This window comes from Tenacibaculum finnmarkense genomovar ulcerans (assembly GCF_900239495.1).
GTDB classification, from domain to species: Bacteria; Bacteroidota; Bacteroidia; order Flavobacteriales; family Flavobacteriaceae; genus Polaribacter; species Polaribacter ulcerans.
In genome coordinates, this window is the sequence record NZ_OENE01000035.1 from 115,739 (window position 1) to 135,263 (window position 19,525).

The 19,525-nt window shown below is 30.4% G+C and carries 22 protein-coding genes; 11 read left to right on the forward strand and 11 right to left on the reverse strand.

Annotated elements, in window-relative coordinates; genetic code table 11:
• Positions 1-308: 308 nt before the first annotated feature.
• The 4 genes from DPIF8902391_RS10180 to DPIF8902391_RS10195 all read left to right on the forward strand — a co-directional run bounded on the left by DPIF8902391_RS10180 (position 309) and on the right by DPIF8902391_RS10195 (position 1,602).
• On the forward strand, positions 309-500 hold the full coding sequence (locus tag DPIF8902391_RS10180; RefSeq protein WP_058884578.1) for a cold-shock protein: 192 nt from the start codon (positions 309-311) through the stop codon (positions 498-500).
• 207 nt (positions 501-707) lie between these two features.
• Positions 708-899 (forward strand): cold-shock protein, encoded by a 192-nt coding sequence (locus DPIF8902391_RS10185; RefSeq protein WP_058884578.1) that lies wholly within the window; start codon positions 708-710, stop codon positions 897-899.
• Between the two features lie 220 nt (positions 900-1,119).
• Positions 1,120-1,311, forward strand: a complete 192-nt coding sequence (locus DPIF8902391_RS10190; protein ID WP_058884578.1) for a cold-shock protein — start codon at positions 1,120-1,122, stop codon at positions 1,309-1,311.
• Between the two features lie 90 nt (positions 1,312-1,401).
• Positions 1,402-1,602, forward strand: a complete 201-nt coding sequence (locus DPIF8902391_RS10195) for a YwbE family protein (protein WP_172505760.1) — start codon at positions 1,402-1,404, stop codon at positions 1,600-1,602.
• 226 nt (positions 1,603-1,828) lie between these two features.
• On the opposite strand, the gene DPIF8902391_RS10200 is transcribed toward DPIF8902391_RS10195, so the two are convergent.
• The 3 genes from DPIF8902391_RS10200 to mtaB form a co-directional block, all read right to left on the reverse strand.
• A complete protein-coding gene (locus tag DPIF8902391_RS10200) occupies positions 1,829-2,731 on the reverse strand; it encodes a lytic transglycosylase domain-containing protein (RefSeq protein WP_172505761.1) in 903 nt (300 codons plus the stop codon).
• A gap of 60 nt (positions 2,732-2,791) precedes the next feature.
• Positions 2,792-3,454 carry an alpha/beta fold hydrolase gene (locus DPIF8902391_RS10205; RefSeq protein WP_172505762.1) on the reverse strand — a complete coding sequence of 221 codons (663 nt, stop codon included), beginning with the start codon at positions 3,452-3,454 and terminating at the stop codon, positions 2,792-2,794.
• 106 nt (positions 3,455-3,560) lie between these two features.
• Entirely contained in the window at positions 3,561-4,880 is a 1,320-nt protein-coding gene (gene mtaB, locus DPIF8902391_RS10210; protein ID WP_172505763.1) for a tRNA (N(6)-L-threonylcarbamoyladenosine(37)-C(2))-methylthiotransferase MtaB, read from the reverse strand.
• Positions 4,881-4,919: 39 nt separating this feature from the next.
• On the opposite strand from mtaB, the gene DPIF8902391_RS10215 reads away from it, so the two are divergent.
• From DPIF8902391_RS10215 to DPIF8902391_RS10225, 3 genes are all read left to right on the forward strand, one after another.
• Positions 4,920-5,426: a GNAT family N-acetyltransferase gene (locus DPIF8902391_RS10215; RefSeq protein WP_172505764.1), complete on the forward strand. Its 507-nt coding sequence runs from the start codon at positions 4,920-4,922 to the stop codon at positions 5,424-5,426.
• Positions 5,423-5,668: an antibiotic biosynthesis monooxygenase family protein gene (locus DPIF8902391_RS10220; protein ID WP_172505765.1), complete on the forward strand. Its 246-nt coding sequence runs from the start codon at positions 5,423-5,425 to the stop codon at positions 5,666-5,668. Before DPIF8902391_RS10215 ends, DPIF8902391_RS10220 begins: the two co-directional genes overlap by 4 nt.
• A 68-nt stretch (positions 5,669-5,736) precedes the next feature.
• On the forward strand, positions 5,737-7,392 hold the full coding sequence (locus tag DPIF8902391_RS10225; RefSeq protein WP_198912943.1) for an ABC transporter substrate-binding protein: 1,656 nt from the start codon (positions 5,737-5,739) through the stop codon (positions 7,390-7,392).
• Positions 7,393-7,514: 122 nt separating this feature from the next.
• Here DPIF8902391_RS10225 and DPIF8902391_RS10230 read toward each other — a convergent pair whose 3' ends face one another.
• The 7 genes from DPIF8902391_RS10230 to DPIF8902391_RS12575 form a co-directional block, all read right to left on the reverse strand.
• The gene (locus DPIF8902391_RS10230) at positions 7,515-8,528 is read right to left on the reverse strand and encodes an endonuclease/exonuclease/phosphatase family protein (RefSeq protein WP_058884586.1); all 1,014 of its coding nucleotides are present in this window, start codon (positions 8,526-8,528) and stop codon (positions 7,515-7,517) included.
• Entirely contained in the window at positions 8,529-9,425 is an 897-nt protein-coding gene (locus tag DPIF8902391_RS10235) for a rhomboid family intramembrane serine protease (protein ID WP_058884587.1), read from the reverse strand.
• 35 nt (positions 9,426-9,460) lie between these two features.
• On the reverse strand, positions 9,461-10,186 hold the full coding sequence (locus tag DPIF8902391_RS10240; RefSeq protein WP_172505766.1) for a rhomboid family intramembrane serine protease: 726 nt from the start codon (positions 10,184-10,186) through the stop codon (positions 9,461-9,463).
• Between the two features lie 9 nt (positions 10,187-10,195).
• Positions 10,196-12,091: a DNA mismatch repair endonuclease MutL gene (gene mutL / locus DPIF8902391_RS10245; RefSeq protein ID WP_172505767.1), complete on the reverse strand. Its 1,896-nt coding sequence runs from the start codon at positions 12,089-12,091 to the stop codon at positions 10,196-10,198.
• A gap of 3 nt (positions 12,092-12,094) precedes the next feature.
• Entirely contained in the window at positions 12,095-12,376 is a 282-nt protein-coding gene (locus tag DPIF8902391_RS10250; RefSeq protein ID WP_058884590.1) for a hypothetical protein, read from the reverse strand.
• 183 nt (positions 12,377-12,559) lie between these two features.
• A complete protein-coding gene (ribH, locus tag DPIF8902391_RS10255; protein ID WP_172505768.1) occupies positions 12,560-13,066 on the reverse strand; it encodes a 6,7-dimethyl-8-ribityllumazine synthase in 507 nt (168 codons plus the stop codon).
• 4 nt (positions 13,067-13,070) lie between these two features.
• Positions 13,071-14,456: an OmpA family protein gene (locus DPIF8902391_RS12575; RefSeq protein ID WP_083501046.1), complete on the reverse strand. Its 1,386-nt coding sequence runs from the start codon at positions 14,454-14,456 to the stop codon at positions 13,071-13,073.
• Positions 14,457-14,568: 112 nt separating this feature from the next.
• Here DPIF8902391_RS12575 and recF point away from each other — a divergent pair, with 112 nt between their 5' ends.
• Both recF and DPIF8902391_RS10270 read left to right on the forward strand, forming a co-directional pair.
• Positions 14,569-15,648: a DNA replication/repair protein RecF gene (gene recF / locus DPIF8902391_RS10265; RefSeq protein WP_172505769.1), complete on the forward strand. Its 1,080-nt coding sequence runs from the start codon at positions 14,569-14,571 to the stop codon at positions 15,646-15,648.
• Between the two features lie 21 nt (positions 15,649-15,669).
• Positions 15,670-15,966, forward strand: coding sequence for a DUF721 domain-containing protein (locus DPIF8902391_RS10270; protein ID WP_101915832.1), 297 nt, complete (start codon positions 15,670-15,672; stop codon positions 15,964-15,966).
• A gap of 113 nt (positions 15,967-16,079) precedes the next feature.
• Here the strand turns inward: DPIF8902391_RS10270 and DPIF8902391_RS10275 are convergent, their stop codons facing one another.
• Entirely contained in the window at positions 16,080-17,771 is a 1,692-nt protein-coding gene (locus DPIF8902391_RS10275; protein ID WP_172505770.1) for a M1 family metallopeptidase, read from the reverse strand.
• A gap of 107 nt (positions 17,772-17,878) precedes the next feature.
• Between DPIF8902391_RS10275 and DPIF8902391_RS10280 the strand changes: the two genes are divergently transcribed.
• Positions 17,879-18,679, forward strand: a complete 801-nt coding sequence (locus DPIF8902391_RS10280; protein WP_058884595.1) for an SDR family oxidoreductase — start codon at positions 17,879-17,881, stop codon at positions 18,677-18,679.
• 74 nt (positions 18,680-18,753) lie between these two features.
• The gene (gene fsa / locus DPIF8902391_RS10285) at positions 18,754-19,407 is read left to right on the forward strand and encodes a fructose-6-phosphate aldolase (RefSeq protein ID WP_058884596.1); all 654 of its coding nucleotides are present in this window, start codon (positions 18,754-18,756) and stop codon (positions 19,405-19,407) included.
• Positions 19,408-19,525 lie beyond the last annotated feature (118 nt).

Below are 19,525 nucleotides of genomic sequence, written 5' to 3' on the forward strand. Positions count from 1 at the left end.
AGTGTGGTTAATTATTTTTTAGTAAAAGTGTATATTTATTTCATTTATGTTGTATATCTCTCAATAAAAACACTTATTTTTTGCTAAATTAGTATTTTTAATTCGGTTATCAATAAAGTAATAAGTAGTTTATCTGTTTTAATTATTGTTAACAATTTGTAAAGTAATTTGGTATTTATATTCTTTTTTTTGATGAAAAAAAGTGGAACACAATAAATGATTTATTGCATTTTTTCAAAAAAAAACAATACATTTGCAACTAAACAAACGTTGTTTACACTAAAGTGAGCAACATATAATTAATTATTATGAATAGAGGTACCGTAAAATTCTTTAACGAGTCAAAAGGATTTGGATTTATTACAGAAGAAGGATCAAACAAAGAACATTTTGTACATGTTTCAGGATTAATCGATGAAATTCGTGAAAATGACGAAGTTGAATTCGAATTACAAGAAGGAAAAAAAGGATTAAACGCTGTTGACGTAAGAGTATTATAATATATTATTACCAGAGTAAACTTTTTAAAGAAAGCCTATCAATTTATTGATAGGCTTTTTTGCGGTTAAAATAGTGGCTTAATTCAAAATTGTAAAAAATAATTACAATAAAATTAATATTTACCATTATTTTAAATATTTGGCATTACATTTGCAGTACAATTAACGTTGCAATCAATTAAGTAAGCAACATATATTTTTTATATTATGAATAGAGGTACCGTAAAATTTTTTAACGAGTCAAAAGGATTTGGATTTATTACAGAAGAAGGATCAAACAAAGAACATTTTGTACACGTTTCAGGATTAATCGATGAAATTCGTGAGAATGACGAAGTTGAATTCGAATTACAAGAAGGAAAAAAAGGATTAAACGCTGTTGACGTAAGAGTATTATAATATATATTTTATTACCAGAGTAAACTTTTTAAAGCCTATCAATTTATTTTGATAGGCTTTTTGTTGTAAAAACCCACACTTTTATTAATGTTTTGGGCTGTAAAAAAAATATAATGCTAATAAAATCAAATATTTACCATTATTTTAAATATTTGGCATTACATTTGCAATTCAATTAACGTTGCAATCAATTAAGTAAGCAACATTTATTTTTTATATTATGAATAGAGGTACCGTAAAATTTTTTAACGAGTCAAAAGGATTTGGATTTATTACAGAAGAAGGATCAAACAAAGAACATTTTGTACACGTTTCAGGATTAATCGATGAAATTCGTGAGAATGACGAAGTTGAATTCGAATTACAAGAAGGAAAAAAAGGATTAAACGCTGTTGACGTAAGAGTATTATAATATATATTTTACCAGAGTAAACTTTTTAAAGAAGCCTATCAATTTATTTTGATAGGTTTTCTTATTTTAAAAACAAAACTAATTTTCAGAATGAAAGAAGGAACAAACAGAAAAGATATTACAATAGGCGCATCTGTTGAAATAGTACAGAAAAATCACCAAAGAACAGGAGAATTAACAGCGGGAATTGTGAGTCGATTATTAACCAATTCAGCAAATCATCCTCATGGAATAAAAGTACAATTAACTTCAGGAATTGTAGGAAGAGTACAAAAAATAACAGCAAATTAGTTTAACTAATTTGCTGTTGTATTATTATTATCTAAGTTTTTTGATTCCATCAACTAAAAATAAACTAGCAAATAATACTTTTACAAGTAAGTATATATATTTACTTTGAGTGGTAATTCCGAAAAAGACCCTATATAGTTCTTTGTCTTCTAGAAAATTATAAATTGATTCGACTAAAATTAAAACTCCGATTATAACATATATAAATGGTAATGCTTTTTTCATTTTAGTTAAGAGGTATTTTTATGGTGTATGTTTTTCTACTTTTATTATTAAGTTTTGTATCTCGCAACCAAGGGTTCATTATTTTTAAATCTTTATAAGTAACTCCATGTTTTTTAGCAAAATCAGTAATATTTGTTATAGTCGTATCCACTTGAACATTATAAGTAGTCGGAAAGGTGTATAAATCTTCTTGATCGTATATAAATCCATATTTATTAGGGTTTCCTAGCACTTCTTTTAAAGCTAAAATTCTAAAAACATACCTGCTAGTTTCACTATTTAAAAGTAAATCATAGTAATTATCAACTTGCTGTTGCTTTAAACGTTGCGAAATTCGACCGTTACCTGCATTATATGCAGCAGCAGCTAGTGTCCAAGAACCCAGTTTTTTCTTCGCCTTTTTTAAATATTCGGCAGCAACTCGTGTTGATTTTTCTAAATTATAACGTTCATCAACATTTCTATTTACCTCTAATCCATATTCACGACCAGTGGCAGGCATAAAATGCCAATATCCAGCGGCACCTTTTGATGACGGAATGTTAATTAAAGCACTTTCGGCAACACATAAATATTTAAAATCATCAGGCACGCCATATTTTTCTAGCAAAGGTTCTATGATGGGGAAAAATTTATTAGCACGTTTAATTAACAATACTCCGTTAGATTGCCAATAGGTATTTACCAATAATTCACGGTCCATATGTTCTTTAACATCTGCTTTTTCTAAAGGAACACGTTCTCCTGCGAGTTCCATGTAGCTAGGTGCTTTTACAGCTCTAATTTCATAGCTTTCAGCTACATTTTTTATTTTAGGTTCATTTTTTTTGCTTATTGTATTGGTCAATAATACCGCTACAAAAACAATAGTTATAAGTGATAAAAAACGGATGGATTTATTCATTTTCTTTAATTTTTAGGTGAATTTAAGTTCTTTTTCTGATTTTTAGCTATTTATAACAAGTTAATGAATAAAACATTCTTTTTCTAAAATTTTAGAAATAGTTTTTGCTTTATTTAAAATCATAATATGTGTTCCGTTTTCAACTTCAATATAATTTTGAAGATTTTTTGCAGGAAAAACTTCATCATCAGTTCCGTGTATATGAGTTATATTCGCCAAGGGCTTAGATTGTTGCCAATGTAACACATTATAAACCGACCATTGTAAATAAGTTTCATCTCTTTTTGATAGATATATTTTATATAATTCAGCTCTTTTTTTCAGATAATCATTAAAAAAATAGCGTTCATAGTTTTCGATATTTGCAATTATTTTGGAAGGGAAAAGTTTATAAGCTCCTGTTATATACGCTAATTTCAAGCGTTTTGGCAATTCGTTATTACTTTTGATGCTCGATATTAAAATTACTTTTTCACAATCAATAATTTTACTCATTTCCTGTACCATAATACCCCCAAAAGAAACACCTATTAAAATTGGGTTTTTATGATGAATATTTTCACACATTCTTCGGGCATATGCTTCGATGCTTTCATCAATAGAAATCGGCAATAACCATTCTAGAAAATGAAGTTCAAATTTTTCTTTTGATAGTTTTATATATTCAAATATTTGTGTATTTGCTCCTAAACCAGGTACAAAATAGAGGTGTTTTTTTTCCATTAATAGTTATATTATAGTTTATAAAATTTTAAAACACATAAATTATTTAGTTAAACTCAATACCTCACAGGCTTTTAAAATCTGTGAGGTCTGAAAAGAAAGTATTTTAGTCCTCAAAATTAAAACGGACTATACCATCTTCATCAATTTTAGTTAAAGTGACAGTGTGTAAGGTGTTTACTAATTCAGGATTCCAAGGAGTTTTAACTTTTACATAATTCTGTGTAAAACCATGAATATAGCCTTCTTTATTTTCACTTTCAAACAATGCGGTTAGCGTGTTTCCTAGTTGACTTTCATAAAAAGCTCTACGTTTTTTAACCGATAAACCACGCAACATTTTACTTCGTTTTGCACGTACATTTTTAGGCACTATTCCGTCCATACCAACAGCTTGGGTGTTTGGTCTTTCAGAATAAGTAAATACATGTAAATACGAAATATCCATATCGTTTAAATAGTTGTATGTTTCTAAAAACAACTCGTCTGTTTCACCAGGAAAACCAACAATAACATCAACACCTATACAAGCGTTAGGCATTACTTCTTTAATTTTTTGTGTTCTATTGGTATAGGTTTTTGTTAAATAACGACGCTTCATTTTTTTCAATAATTCGTCATTACCAGATTGCAGTGGAATGTGAAAATGAGGCACAAAAGTTTTCGATTTCGATACAAAATCAATAGTTTCATCTTTTAATAAATTTGGTTCAATTGATGAAATTCGTAAACGTTTAATACCTTCAACCTTGTCTAATTCTTTGACTAATTCTAAAAAAGTATGTTCGTGTTTTTTATTTCCAAATTCCCCTTTTCCGTAATCACCAATATTAACACCCGTTAAAACGATTTCTTTGATGCCTTTTTCTGATATTTCTTTGGCATTTTTCAATACATTTTCTAAAGTATCTGACCTCGAAATACCACGAGCCAACGGAATTGTACAATAGGTACATTTATAATCACAACCATCTTGCACTTTTAAAAATGCACGGGTACGATCGCCAATAGAATACGCACCAACATACGAATCTGCCTCTTCAATTTCACACGAGTGAACCTCGCCAATATCATTTTTAGTTAAATCGTTAATATAGCTGGTAACGTTAAATTTTTCGGTTGCGCCTAATACCAAATCAACGCCGTTTACATTGGCTAATTCTTCGGGTTTTAATTGGGCATAGCAACCAACACCAATTATAAAAGCATCTTCATTTTGTTTTAGCGCATTTTTTACAATTGCTTTAAAACGTTTGTCGGCATTATCGGTTACCGAACAGGTATTTATTACATATATTTGAGCTTTTTCATCGAAATCGACACGTTCAAAACCTTCATTTACAAAGTTTCGAGCAATTGTTGAGGTTTCAGAAAAATTTAATTTACATCCTAAAGTATAAAAAGCTACTTTTTTATCTGCGTTCATTCTTGTACATTTATCAACTACAAAATTACAATTTTATTCATGATTTTTGAAACGGAAAGATTACTCATTAGAAAACTTATTTTTACTGATTTAAAACCTTTTCATTGCCTAGAAAGTAACCCGTTGGTTTTGCAATATGCAACAGGTGAGGTTAAAACAATTTTAGAATGTGAAAAAGAATTAATAATGTTGATAAATAAATATGAAAAACCAGGTAATGATTTTTTTATTTATGCAGTAGAACGAAAATCGGATGGTTGTTTTATAGGTACCTTAGGTTTAATTAAAGATGTTGAAAATAAAGAAGATGATGAAATAGGCTATCGATTTATTCAGCAATACTGGGGCAAAGGCTACGCTAGTGAATTATGTGAAGGATTGATCGGTTATTGTAAAAGGGTAGGAATAAAAAAAATTATAGCCTATGTTATTGATAAAAATATTGCTTCTAGTAAAATTTTAAAACGTTTTAATTTTAAAGTAATTAAACATTTGATAAGCGATGATATTGGTTTACCTGAAACAAAATATGAGTTAATTTTATGATAGAAGATTCTTTAAATCCGCCATATTATGCGGTTATCTTTACAACAGTATTATCTGATAATTTAAACGGATACGATGCGATGTCAATTAAAATAGAATCCCTAGCAAAACAACAAAAAGGATATTTAGGCATTGAGTCTGCTCGTTCAGGAGTAGGAATTACCGTTTCATATTGGGAAGATTTGGATGCAATTGTTCAGTGGAACGTGAATATGGCTTTAATAAGTGATTTTAAGGTTTAAAATTGATTAATTTTTTAAGAAAAGAGACGCTTCAGTTATTTAGACAGAAGTTTTTAAAACGATATACATTGCAGATAAATCATATTATAAAAATAAAAGAAAGTAAGCGTAATTATTTCATTTTATTCATTCTTTTTATAGGATTGTATTCCTGTACCAAACAAAGCAGTAAATTTACAGATTCACAAGTTTTTAGATATAATGAACATTCAAATATTACTTCGTTAGATCCTGCTTTTGCTAAAGATCAGCGGAATATTTGGGCGGTAAATCAATTATTTAATGGCTTGGTTCAGTTAGATGATAGTTTGCATATTCAGCCTGATATTGCTAAAAAATGGTCGATTTCTGAAGATGGAAAAATATATCGTTTTACTTTAAGAAATGATGTGAAATTTCACAAGCATCATTTATTTGGTAAAGATTCTACACGAAGCGTAAAAGCTACGGATTTTAAATATTCATTTGATCGATTAGTATCAAAAAAAGTAGCTTCACCAGGAGGTTGGGTACTTCAAAATGTAAAAAATTTCAAAGCCCAAAATGATACTGTTTTTACCATCAATTTAAAACAAGCTTTTCCGCCTTTTTTAGGATTATTAGCTATGAAATATTGTTCGGTAGTTCCTAAAGAAGCTATCGATTACTTTGGGAATTCATTTAGAGCAAACCCTATTGGAACAGGTGCTTTTCAATTCAAATTATGGGTAGAAAACACCAAATTAGTATTGCGTAAAAACCCATTGTATTTTGAAAAAGATGCAAACGGAAATCAATTACCGTATTTAGAAGCCGTAGCAATTACTTTTTTGCCTGATAAACAAAGCGAATTCTTACAATTTATCCAAGGAAATATTGACTTTATGAAAAGTTTAGACGCCTCTTATAAAGATGATATTTTAAATACCAATGGAACTTTAAAAGAGAAATATACCGATAAAATAGTGATGCAAACAGGCGCTTATTTGAATACAGAATATTTAGGCATTTATTCAGAAGGCTTGAAAAATTACCCAACGAAATCAAAATTAATACGACAAGCAATTAATTACGGATTTGATCGTGAAAAAATGATTAAATTTTTACGTAACGGAATTGGAACTCCTGCCAAAAATGGATTTATACCCAAAGGTTTACCTTCATTTAATTATCAAAAAGGATATTCATATCAACCTGAAAAAGCAGCTGTATTAGTATTAAAATACATCGAAGAAACAGGCGATAAAAATCCTAAAATCACCATTACAACCAACGGGAATTATTTAGATTTATGTGAATTTATCCAACGAGAATTACAAAATATAGGATTGCAAGTAGCCGTATCTGTAATTCCGCCATCGACTTTACGACAAGCAAAATCAAACGGTAAATTGCCTGTTTTTAGAGCCAGTTGGATTGCCGATTATCCTGATGCTGAAAATTACTTATCGTTGTTTTACAGTAAAAATTTTACACCTAACGGACCTAATTATACCCATTTTAAAAATATAACTTTTGATGCTTTATATGAAAAATCAATACAAGAAATTGACATAAAAAAACGCTATGAATTATACCAAAAAATGGATAGTATTATTATTGAACAAGCACCAATTGTTCCGCTTTATTATGATGAAGTTATTCGTTTTAGTCAAAAAAACATACAAGGGTTAGGTATCAACCCAATTGATTTATTGAATTTAAAACGGGTTAAAAAAACGAAGAGCCTATTAAAAATTAAATAAAGATTAGATTATCGTCCTGTTGAACTAAATTTAGGTTGACGAATTCCATTTTTTAGCCATAAAATGTTTTTAAATCAAATTAAACAGGCGCTAAAAATCATCTAAAATAAACAATAAAAAAACTACCAATGCAAACGACTCATAATAGGGTAGTGGTCCGAAAATTTAATATCGCTAAATGTTTTATATTGATTTATAGTGGCGGTATTATCGGTCAGCATAAAATCAATCCGCATCGGATAGATGTATCGAAACGATTTCCCTAAGCCAATTCCAGCGGTTAAAAAGGCATCTTTTTTATCTTCAGATAACTTTTGATACACCCAAGAATATGCGGTATTATTAAAATCGCCACATATAATTTTTTTCTTCTTCCAAGAATATTCATGCTGTAAAATTAGCTCGGTTTGCGCTACTTGTTTTTCAAATCCATTTGTTAAACGCTTAAATAAATGCCCTGAATCTTTTTCGCCAAAATAGTCTTTATTCGGGTTTATTTTTAACGACTCTAAATGCACATTATAAATACGAATGGTGTCTTTATTTTTAACAATATCAACAAAAATAGTATTGTTTGCACTATTTTTAAAGTTTAAAGAACCGGAGTTTACAATAGGGTATTTAGTGTAAATAGCAAGCCCAAATTTCCTGGATTTTGACTTGGTTTTAATATATTTATAAGGCAGTTTTATGTCTAATAATTCAGATCGATAAAACTCTTGCATAGCCACAACATCGGGGTTTTGATTGTTGATAAACTCGTATATTTTTTGTTCGGTGGTAATGTCATTTATATGTTTGTAATAATTAAATAGATGCACATTGTAGCTCATTACTTTTAAGTCATCATTTAAAACTGTTTCTTTATTTGATAATTTGAGAAGTGGCGTAGAGCTCACCCATCCGATACTTAAAACAAGCAGTGATAGTACCGCTTTTTTATTAATTTTAAGCAACCAATACACGAAAAAAAAGCAATTTAAAATAATTAATAACGGCACAAATAAACTCAAAACTGCTAGGGCAGGAATTACCTGTGGTGACACATAGGGTAAAACATAACAAAGCAATAATAGCGTAGCTAAAATTGAATTAACGAAGAATAATAATTTTTGTATGATAGGGGATTTTTTCATTTAATTAGTACCTTGTTTGAATAAAAATTCTTTTTCGGTTTGGGTTAAAGTATCGTAGCCAGATGTACTTATTTTATCTAAAATAGCATCTACTTGTTGTTGATTAACTGATTTTTTAAACGAGGTGGTTACTGGTTTTTTCCCTGATTTATAAACTGTTTTTAATGGTTCTTCTTTTTTTTCAAAACAGTTAGTAACGGTTTCTTTTAGCTTGTTAAAAATGGTTATTTCTTTATTACTTGCTTTTAAAACATATAAAAAACCAAACAACGCCCCACCTATATGTGCCAAATGTCCGCCAGCATTACCAGCAGGTATTTGAAGTACATCTAAAGCGATCCAAATGGCGGCTAATTTCCATAATTTAACATAACCAATTAGCGGAAATCGCAATTCATAAGTAGGCATATAAGTTGCACTTCCTATAAAAATAGCTGAAATTCCTGCGGATGCGCCTAATAAAATATTATTGTTAGCAGCTTGTTGTAATCCTGGGAAAAAATGATAGCTCGCTATAAAAATAACACCTCCAAAAACAGTTCCTAAAAGATAAAAATTTAGCAGTTGTTTTGAGGTAAAATAGTGCTTGAAAAAATTACCTATATAAAATAATGCAAATAAGTTTGCTAGTATATGTATAAAACCGGTGTGTAAAAATCCGTAGGTAATAATGGTCCAAGGTTTTGATAAGAAATCATCAAAATTAGCAGGTAAAGCAAACCATTCTACTAAAAAATTGCTGTTGGATTGAAATAAAAAACCGAAAGTATTGCTGATAAAAACCAACAAAAATACCGCAAGGTTTATGTAGATTAATTGCTCTACAATACCCGCGTTTTTAAATCGATATTTTAAATTATCTAAATTTTTTGAAACATTAAATTGAAATCTATTCATTCATTATTTAATTTTATACGATACAATATACTAAATTAATGAGTTTTAAATTGATTTTTTTTCCAATACCAAGCAATTATAAAACCAATAATAGCTCCTCCAATATGTGCAAAATGTGCAATATTACCGATAGAATATTTGGTGACTCCAAAAAACACATCACTAGCAATCATGATCGGAATAAAATATTTTGCAGCAATCGGTATGGGAAAAAATATCAACGCCAATTTAGCGTCAGGAAATAGCAATCCGAAGGCTACTAAAATACCGTAAACAGCCCCTGAAGCTCCAACAGCGGGAGTATGATATAGGCTGTAAAATTCGCTCATTGTTTGATTGGAAAGCGTAATTAAAGTATCATTATATTGCCCTGTATTTAATAAGTTTTTGATGTCAATAGCCGATACTCCTTGCTCAATTAATTGGGTGTAAATTCCATTAAATTGATAATAATTAACAAGTGTATAAATTAATCCTGCTCCAATACCTGCTGAAAAATAAAAGAAAATAAACTTGTTTTTACCCCACATTTGCTCTAGCGGCGTACCAAAAGCCCATAAAGCATACATGTTAAAAAGTAAGTGCATCGGGCTTGCGTGCATAAAAATATGCGTAACATATTGCCAAATAGCAAAGTGTTCATTTTCAGTGTAATGTAATGCAAAAATATTTGTTATATCTAAATTTAAAAGCTGTGGTGCAAAATACATAATCACATTAATGATTATTAAATGCTTTATAGCGGCTGTTATTTTTGCCATATTTGTTTGTTATTTGTTGAAAATGGTATCAATTTCGTTTAAAGTTAATGTTTTAAACGTTGGTTTACCAAAGGGTGAAGTATTGGGTTCTCTACAAGAAAATAAATTATTTACTAAGTTTTCTTGCTCTTTAATAGATAGTACGGTTCCTGTTTTTAGTGCTAACGATTTTGCAAATGATTTAGCCATTACATCAAAATGACTAAAACTAGCGTCAGGCACTTCTAATTTAATGTCGTCTAATAATTCTTCTAAAATTAAGGTTATTTGACTCTCACTAATTGAAGTGGGTATGCCTCGAATAATAACACTTTCTTTGGTAAATTCGTCAAACATAAAACCAGCACTTTCTAAATCTGATTTTATGGTGTAAATCATTTCGATGTCCGATTTAGAAAAAGAAATAGTTACAGGAAATAATAATTGCTGACTACTTGCTTCTTTGATGGTAATGTTTTCTAGAAACTCTTCGTATAAAATACGTTGATGCGCTAAAGATTGATTGATTAAAACAACGCCTGATTTTATAGAGCTTAATAAATATTTTTTCTGAATTTGAAAGGTTTTACCCGTTTCTGTTTCTTGTTGAGATTCAAATAGTTGCTCTTGTGTTGTAGCGTCTATAGATTTATTATTGCTATATAAAGCCTCCCAGTCATCTGTATCTTTTTTGAAATTAGATTGATAACTTACCGATTTTGAGCTGTCTGTGTTGGTTTGTTTATTCGTATTATTTGGTTCGTTTAAATATTCAGCAGTAGTTGTTTTTTCTTGATAACTAGGCGATGCTGTAAACGGATTAAAAGTGTGATCTACGGTAATTGGTGGAAGTTTAGAGGGATCTGATGATTTTTTACTGTAATCATACGGTGTGTCTAAGTTGGCATCCCTGCTAAAATCTAAGGCGGGTGTTACATTGTATTGCCCCAAACTATGTTTAACGGTTGCTCGTAAAATAGCATACAGTATTTTTTCATTATCAAATTTAATTTCCGTTTTTGTTGGATGTATATTGATATCAATACTATTTGGCGGCACTTCTAAATATAAAAAATAAGAAGGATGCGATCCGTTTTCTAACAAACCTTCAAAAGCCATTACTACGGCATGGTTTAAATACGAGCTTTTTATAAAACGATTGTTTACAAAAAAGTACTGTTCGCCACGTTTTTTCTTTGCAAATTCAGATTTTGTGGTAAAACCTCTTATTGAAATAAGATCAGTTTGTTCAGAAATAGGAACAAGTCTTTCATTCATTTTATTACCAAAAACAGCTACAATTCGCTTGCGTAAATTGCTTTTTTTCAGATGATAAAGTTCGGTATTGTTGTGTTGTAATAAAAAAGAAATATCAGGATGTGCTAAGGCAACTCTTTGAAATTCATCGACAATATGACGGGTTTCAATACTGTCTGATTTTAAAAAATTACGACGCGCAGGAATGTTGTAAAATAAATTTTTAACCGCAATACTTGTTCCTTTAGGTGTTGAAATAGCTTCTTCAGAAATAATTTTACTCCCTGCTATTTTAATAAAAGAACCAAGCTCTTGATTTTCTTGTCTTGTTTTTAGCTCTACATGTGCAATTGCAGCGATAGAGGCTAAAGCTTCTCCTCGAAAACCTTTGGTATTTAAGTTAAATAAATCTTGAGCATCTTTAATTTTTGATGTAGCATGTCGTTCAAAACTCAAGCGAGCATCTGCAATACTCATTCCTTTTCCGTCGTCAATTACTTGAATTAACGTTTTACCAGCATCTTTAATTAATAGCTTTATAGTAGCAGCGCCTGCATCAATTGAATTTTCAACTAGCTCTTTAACTACAGAGGCAGGGCGTTGTACTACTTCACCAGCAGCAATTTGGTTTGCAACATGATCAGGAAGTAATTGTATAATATCAGACATTCGTTATTTTTTAGATAAAAAGATAGAAAGATCGAAATCGATAAAAAATAAAAATAAGAGTATAAAAAAAGCAACTAAAATGATAATTGTACTATTAAAACCGCCGTTTTCAGAATTTTTAAACTCATTAATAGCAACTGTAAATTTACCTTTTAAGCTTTTTGTTTTACCAACAGTGGTACGGTATTTATCAAATTTGTGTTTTACTTGATACGGGTTTCCCTCGCCTTTGTAGTAGGTGGGTTTGTAATCAAATTTTTTATTTTCTTTTTTAATAAATCCCATGGTTACTGTTTTTGAATACTGTAGTGTAACAAAAATCACACCAAATTAAGACGAAATTCAAAGTTACTGAATTATGAATTGATTGTCAAAAATTAAGACTAAATTAACGTTAAAAAAGAACCAAAAAGCATATTATTTTGGTTCTTTTTTATCTGAAAAAATAAAATATGTTAAAAAAAGGCTTTAAAACCCTAAAGAACTAGAAGGTTTGTCTAAGTTTTTAAGTGCTGCCATTTTAACAGCTGCAATGGCACATTCAATACCTTTGTTTCCTAGTTTTCCTCCTGATCTGTCTAATGATTGTTGCTTTGTATTGTCTGTTAAAACACAGAATATTACAGGAACATCATATTTAATATTCAAATCTACAATACCTTGTGTAACACCATCGCACACAAAATCAAAGTGTTTTGTTTGTCCTTGAATTACGTTTCCAATAGCGATAACTGCATCTACTTTTTGAGATTCAATCATTTTTTTGCATCCGTAAACCAATTCAAAACTTCCTGGAACATCCCAAGAAACAATATTATTTTGTTCTGCACCACAGTCTAAAAGTGCTTGAATAGCACCTTTGTGTAAGTTCCCTGTAATTTCGGGATTCCATTCTGATACAACAATCCCAAATCGAAACGATTTCGCATTTGGGATGGTTGCTTTATCATAATAAGATAAATCTGTTGTTGCCATTTAATTATTTTTTAGAAACTCTTGCTGCAACACGTCTGTTTAAAGCACGCCCTTCGCTAGTGTTGTTGTCAGCTATTGGATGTTCGATACCGTATCCTTCAGCATTTAATCTTTCTTTAGCAATACCCTTGCTAACGATTGAATTTAAAACAGCATTCGCTCTTTTTTCTGATAAACTTTTATTAAAATCAGCGTTACCGGTATTGTCAGTATAACCACCTAATTTTAAGTTTACGTTAGGGTAGGCTTTTAAAATTTTAACAACATTATCAATTTGGTTGTTAGATTTTTCGTCTAAATCAGCAGCACCTGTTTTGAATAAAACTCTACGTAAGTTAAACCAAGAATTTTTGTCGGCTTTAGCATCACTTTTAATAAAGTTTAATAATCCGCTTTCAAAACCTTTGCTTAATGCTAAAAATTCAGTTCCGTCGTTAAGTTTTAAATTTACAAATTCACCTAAAAATTCGTATCCTTTAACAGATTTCCCTAAAAATTCTGATTTCGTATTATAAAGTGCGTTAACATCATTCATAATATGAACATCGCTTGCAGTAGTTACAGCTGGCTTGGTTTGTTCAACTTTCGCTAAAGAAACTGCGCTAGATGCATCTGCATATTTTGCAGTATTGATGTATTTTTGAATATCTCTACCTTGATTAGTAGTAGGGTATTTCTCTTTAATAGTTGTATATAATTTTTCAGCAGTCGTATATTCTTTTAAAGACATAGCTGTTTGTGCCGCTTTAAATAAGAATAAAGGCGCTGTAAAGTCATTACTTTTCTTTTTAGCTGCTTTTTGGTAGTATGTTAAAGCATCTTCAGGTTGATTGATATCTGCAAAAGCATCACCAATTGCACCTAAAGCAGTAGCACCTAATAATTCATCCTCTGAATTAAAATTACTTAAATATTGAATTGCTTCTTCGTATTTTTTTGTTTTTAAGAAAGAAATACCCGCATAGTAATTTGCTAAATTTCCAGCTTTAGTTCCGCTAAATTTATCAGCAACATCTGTAAAACCATATTTACCATCACCACCATTTAACCCAATGTTATAAAGTGCATCTGCAGGTTTACCAGCTGATTTTTCTGCTTTGTCAAAAAATGTTCTTGGATATGCTAATTCATTTGAAGCCTCTTGTTCATTCGGTTCAGAAATAAATGTATTGTAGGCTAAATACCCTAAAATTACAGCAGCAACTGCTACCAATCCTAAAAATAAAGCCTTGCTATTTTTTTCAATCCATTGTTCTGATTTATTCGCTGTGTCATCTAAAGTATTAAATACTTCGGCTGTTGTACTTTGCGCCTCATCAAAGTTTTCTTCAACTTCTTGCTCAACCTTTTCTTTTTTAGGTTTGTAACCCCTTTTCTTGTATGTAGCCATAATTGCTTAAAAATTTGTGGAACAAAAATAGCTTTTTAAATTGGATTTTAAAAATGGATTATTCCTGAAAAAATGATAATTTGCGCTTTCTTTTTTGAAAAAAATCTTATTCATGTATCTGCAAAAATTATCGTTAGTAAATTTTAAAAATATTGAAACGCAATCGTTTGATTTTCAGCAGAAAATAAACTGTTTTGTAGGAAGTAATGGCGTTGGAAAAACAAATGTGTTAGATGCTATTTATTATTTATCGTTTGCTAAAAGTTATTTTAATTCGGTAGCAGGACAAAATATTCGTCATGGGCAAGATTTTTTTATGATTGAAGGTTCGTACCAATTAGCTAGTAGAAATGAGAAAATTTTGTGTTCTTTAAAAAGAGGGCAGAAAAAAATATTAAAAAGAAATGGTAAGCCTTACGAAAAGTTTTCGGAGCATATTGGGCAATTGCCATTGGTCATTATTTCACCTGCCGATAGAAATTTAATTGTAGAAGGTAGTGAAACCCGTCGCAAATTTATGGACAGCGTTATTTCTCAGCAAGATAAAAATTATTTACAAAGCTTAATTTTGTATAATAAAATTATCAGTCAGCGAAATGCCTTGTTAAAATATTTTGTAGCAAACAGAACTTTTGATGCTTTAAATTTAAAGGTCTATGATGCTCAATTAGTGGAATATGGAACTGTAATTTATCAAAAGAGAAAAGCTTTTTTGGAAGAATTTGTGCCAATTTTTAATGCAAAACACCATATAATTTCAGGCAATAAAGAAACCGTAAATTTGCGCTACAAAAGTCAGTTACACGATGCTTCTTTGACTGATTTATTTGCAGGTAGTTTAAATAAAGACAGGATGTTGCAATATACATCATCAGGAATTCATAAAGATGATTTGAATTTTGAAATTGACCAGTATCCTATTAAAAAATTTGGATCGCAAGGACAGCAAAAAACCTACTTAATTGCCCTGAAACTAGCGCAGTTTGAATTTATAAAAAAACAATCAAATGTAACGCCAATTTTGTTATTGGATGATATTTTTGATAAATTAGATGAAAATAGGGTGGCACAAATTGTTGCATTGGTAAATAATGATGCTTTTGGGCAAATTTTTATAACCGATACACATTTTGATAGAACCGAAAATGTGCTTAAAAATAGCAATCAAGAATATCAGATTTTTAAATTGTAGTAATCATAAATTTAAAAAAGTATGGCAAAACGAGAAAACGATAGTTTTTCAATAAAGGATTTATTAGGAAGTTATATTAAAGAAGGAAGTTTAAAAAAAGGTTTTCAGAAAATTCACATTTCAGAAGCTTGGACCAAATTAATGGGCGCAGGAGTAGCGTCTTATACAACCGAAGTAAGGTTGCAAAACGGAACGCTAATTGTTAGATTGTCTTCTTCTGTTTTAAGGGAAGAGTTAAATTACGGAAAAGATAAAATCATAAAAATGATGAACGAAGAAATGGGCGAAAATTTGGTCAAAAAATTAATGTTGGTGTAATTATTTAACGTCATGCTGAATTTATTTCAGCATCACATCAAAATAGGAACATGCCAATCAGGATGTGAAACTGAACTAAATTCAGTTTGACGAAATTTACATTATTAAAAAATTTAGTTCAACTTTTTAATAATTACATAAAAATTTTCATCTATTTTAATTTCTTTAATTTCTTTAATTTCTTTAATTTCTTTAATTTTAGATGAGATTTTAGACGAAATTCTTGTTGTTTGCCACTCTTTAGAAGGTTTTAATTGCTGTATTTTTTTATCAACTAAAATATTTATAGGCATATTAAAACCTTCAATAATATTATTCCAACGATATGAAATACTGTTATTTTCAACTTTATATTCAAAAACAGGAATTTTAACGGTGCGTAAATACTGATCAAAAATACAAGATAAATCTAAGCCCGACTGTGCTATCAAATAGTTTTCAACCTGCTTGGTGCTTACTGTTTTATGATAAAAAACCGAATTCAAACCACGTAAAATTTGTCGCCATTTTTCATCATTATTAAGCAAGGTTCTAATGCTGTGCAACATATTGGCACCTTTATAATACATATCGCCAGAACCTTCGCTGTTTACATCATATTGCCCAATAATAGGAATGTTGTTTAAAATACTTTTTCGAGTACCAATAACATACTCAGAAGCCGCTTTTTTACCGTAGTAATAGTCTAAAAATAAGCTTTCAGAATAGGCGGTAAAACTCTCATGAATCCACATATCGGCAATATCTTTATTGGTAATGTTATTGGCAAACCACTCATGCCCAGATTCGTGAATAATAATAAAATCAAACTTTAAACCCCAACCAGTCCCCGATAAATCACGTCCTAAATATCCGTTTTTAAAATTATTTCCGTAGGTAACCGAACTTTGATGCTCCATACCTAAATACGGTGCTTCTACGAGTTTGTATCCATCTTTATAAAAAGGATATTTCCCAAACCAATGCTCAAAAGCTTTCATCATTTTAGGGGCGTCTTTAAACTGCTTTTTTGCTTTTGATAAGTTATCTCGCAATACATAATAATCCATGTCTAAAATACCTGCTTCTCCTTTATATTTTTCAGAAAAATGCACATAATCGCCAATATTTATATTTACACCATAATTATTAATAGGATTATCAACAAACCAATGATAGGTTGTGCTAGCGTCTTCATGTTGTTCTATTTTGCGTAATTTTCCGTTAGAAATATCCATCAAATTTTTAGGAACACGCACGCTAATTGCCATGCTGTCTACCTCGTCGTACATATGGTCTTTATTTGGCCACCAAACACTAGCGCCTAATCCTTGGCAAGAAGTGGCTACAAAATGATTGCCATTTTTATCTTTTTTCCAGGTGAAACCACCGTCCCAAGGCGCATTTTTAGCAACTTTTGGGTGTCCTTGGTAGTAAACATCTAAAGAATTAACAGCGCCTGTTTTTTGATACTTTTTCAAATGAATAAAATGCGCATTTCCTTGATGAGTTACTTTTAATTCTCTGCCATTTTGAATAACTTTCGTAATTTTTAAAGGCGCTTGTAAATCAATTTGCAATACATTATGTGGTTTTAAAACCGTGTATTGTACCGTATTTTTTCCTTGGATAAATTTTTTATCAGGATGAATAGAAATATCTAAATGATAATAGGTCAAATTCCACCAAATTCTTTCAGGTGTAATTGACCCTCTCAAACTATCTTGATGTGTGAAATTTTTATGGTGTTCAAATAGCCCTGTTTGTGCTACGATATTGCTGCTGATAAGCAAGAAGAAAATACTTATAATTAATTTTTTATACATAATACGATACTGCTGTTTTCTGAAAAAATAAGAATTACAAAGATAAGTATTTTTAAACTCTTCTTAATTATAGCGAACTTTTCTGATATTTGCACAAAATCAATTTAATGTCAAAAGTCGTATTAATAACAGGCGCATCTTCTGGAATCGGAAAAGCGGTTGCTACCTATTTACACCATAAAAATTACACCGTTTACGGAACAAGCAGAAATCCATCAGATTTAAAATTACCGTATAAAATGGTCGCTTTAGATGTTACAAAACCAGCAACAATACAAAAAGCTATTCAAAGTATTCTTCAAAAAGAAGGTACAATAGATGTGTTAATAAACAATGCAGGAAAAGGAATAACAGGGTCGATTGAAGACACGCCAACCGATGAAATGCGTGCCAATTTTAATACGAATTTCTTTGGTGCTATTGATGTTATCAAGGCTGTTTTACCACAAATGCGCGAGCAAAAATCGGGTGTTATTATTAATTTAACATCTATCGCAGGCTATATGGGATTGCCTTTTAGAGGGATTTATTCGGCAAGTAAAGGCGCTTTAGAACTCGTTACAGAATCCATTAGCATGGAGGTAAAAAGCTTCGGGATTAAAGTAATAAATGTAGCTCCAGGTGATTTTGCCACCAATATTGCCGCAGGACGCTACCATACGCCAGTGTATGAAAAATCGGCTTATAAAGAAAAATATGCCGAAAATTTAGCGTTGATGGACGGGCATGTATCATCAGGAATGAACCCTGATGTAATGGCAAAGGCACTGCATGAAATTATAGAACATAAAAACCCAAAAATTCATTACAAAATAGGAGGTTTTATGGAGAAGTTTTCGATTGTTTTAAAACGAATACTACCCGATAAAATGTATCAAAAACTGTTAATGAACCATTATAAATTGTAAATTTGCAGGCAATATTCTGTAAAGTCAAAATCGCTTTTAATTAAAATTAATTTAACCACATAACATATATACAGATGAAATTTTTTATTGATACAGCAAATTTAGCGCAAATTAAAGAAGCACAAGCTTTAGGAATTTTAGACGGTGTAACAACCAATCCATCTTTAATGGCAAAAGAAGGAATTACAGGGCATGAAAATATCATAAATCATTACAAGGCTATCTGTGAAATTGTTGAAGGCGATGTTTCTGCTGAGGTTATTTCAACCGATTTCGAAGGAATGAAAAAAGAAGGGGATGCTTTGGCTGCTTTAAATCCTCAAATCGTGGTAAAATTACCAATGATAAAAGACGGAATTAAAGCCTGTAAATATTTTTCTGATAAAGGAATAAGAACCAATGTAACTTTAGTGTTTTCAGCAGGTCAGGCGTTATTAGCGGCAAAAGCAGGGGCAACCTATGTATCGCCATTTATTGGTCGTTTAGACGATATTTCAACAGATGGATTAAATTTAATCTCTGAAATTCGTTTAATTTATGATAACTATAATTTTGAAACACAAATTTTAGCGGCATCTGTACGTCATACTATGCACATTATTGACTGCGCAAAATTAGGGGCAAATGTAATGACAGGACCTTTAAGTGCTATCGAAGGATTGTTAAAACACCCTTTAACAGATATCGGTTTAGCAAAGTTTTTAGAAGACTATAAAAAAGGAAATTAAGTAATATTATTGTTTTAAAATAGGAAGTCAGAGAAGTAAAAGGATGTTTTGTCTTTAATTTTTCTGACTTTTTATTTCTTTAAAAATAAAGGAAATCTTGAGTTTCTATAATATTGAA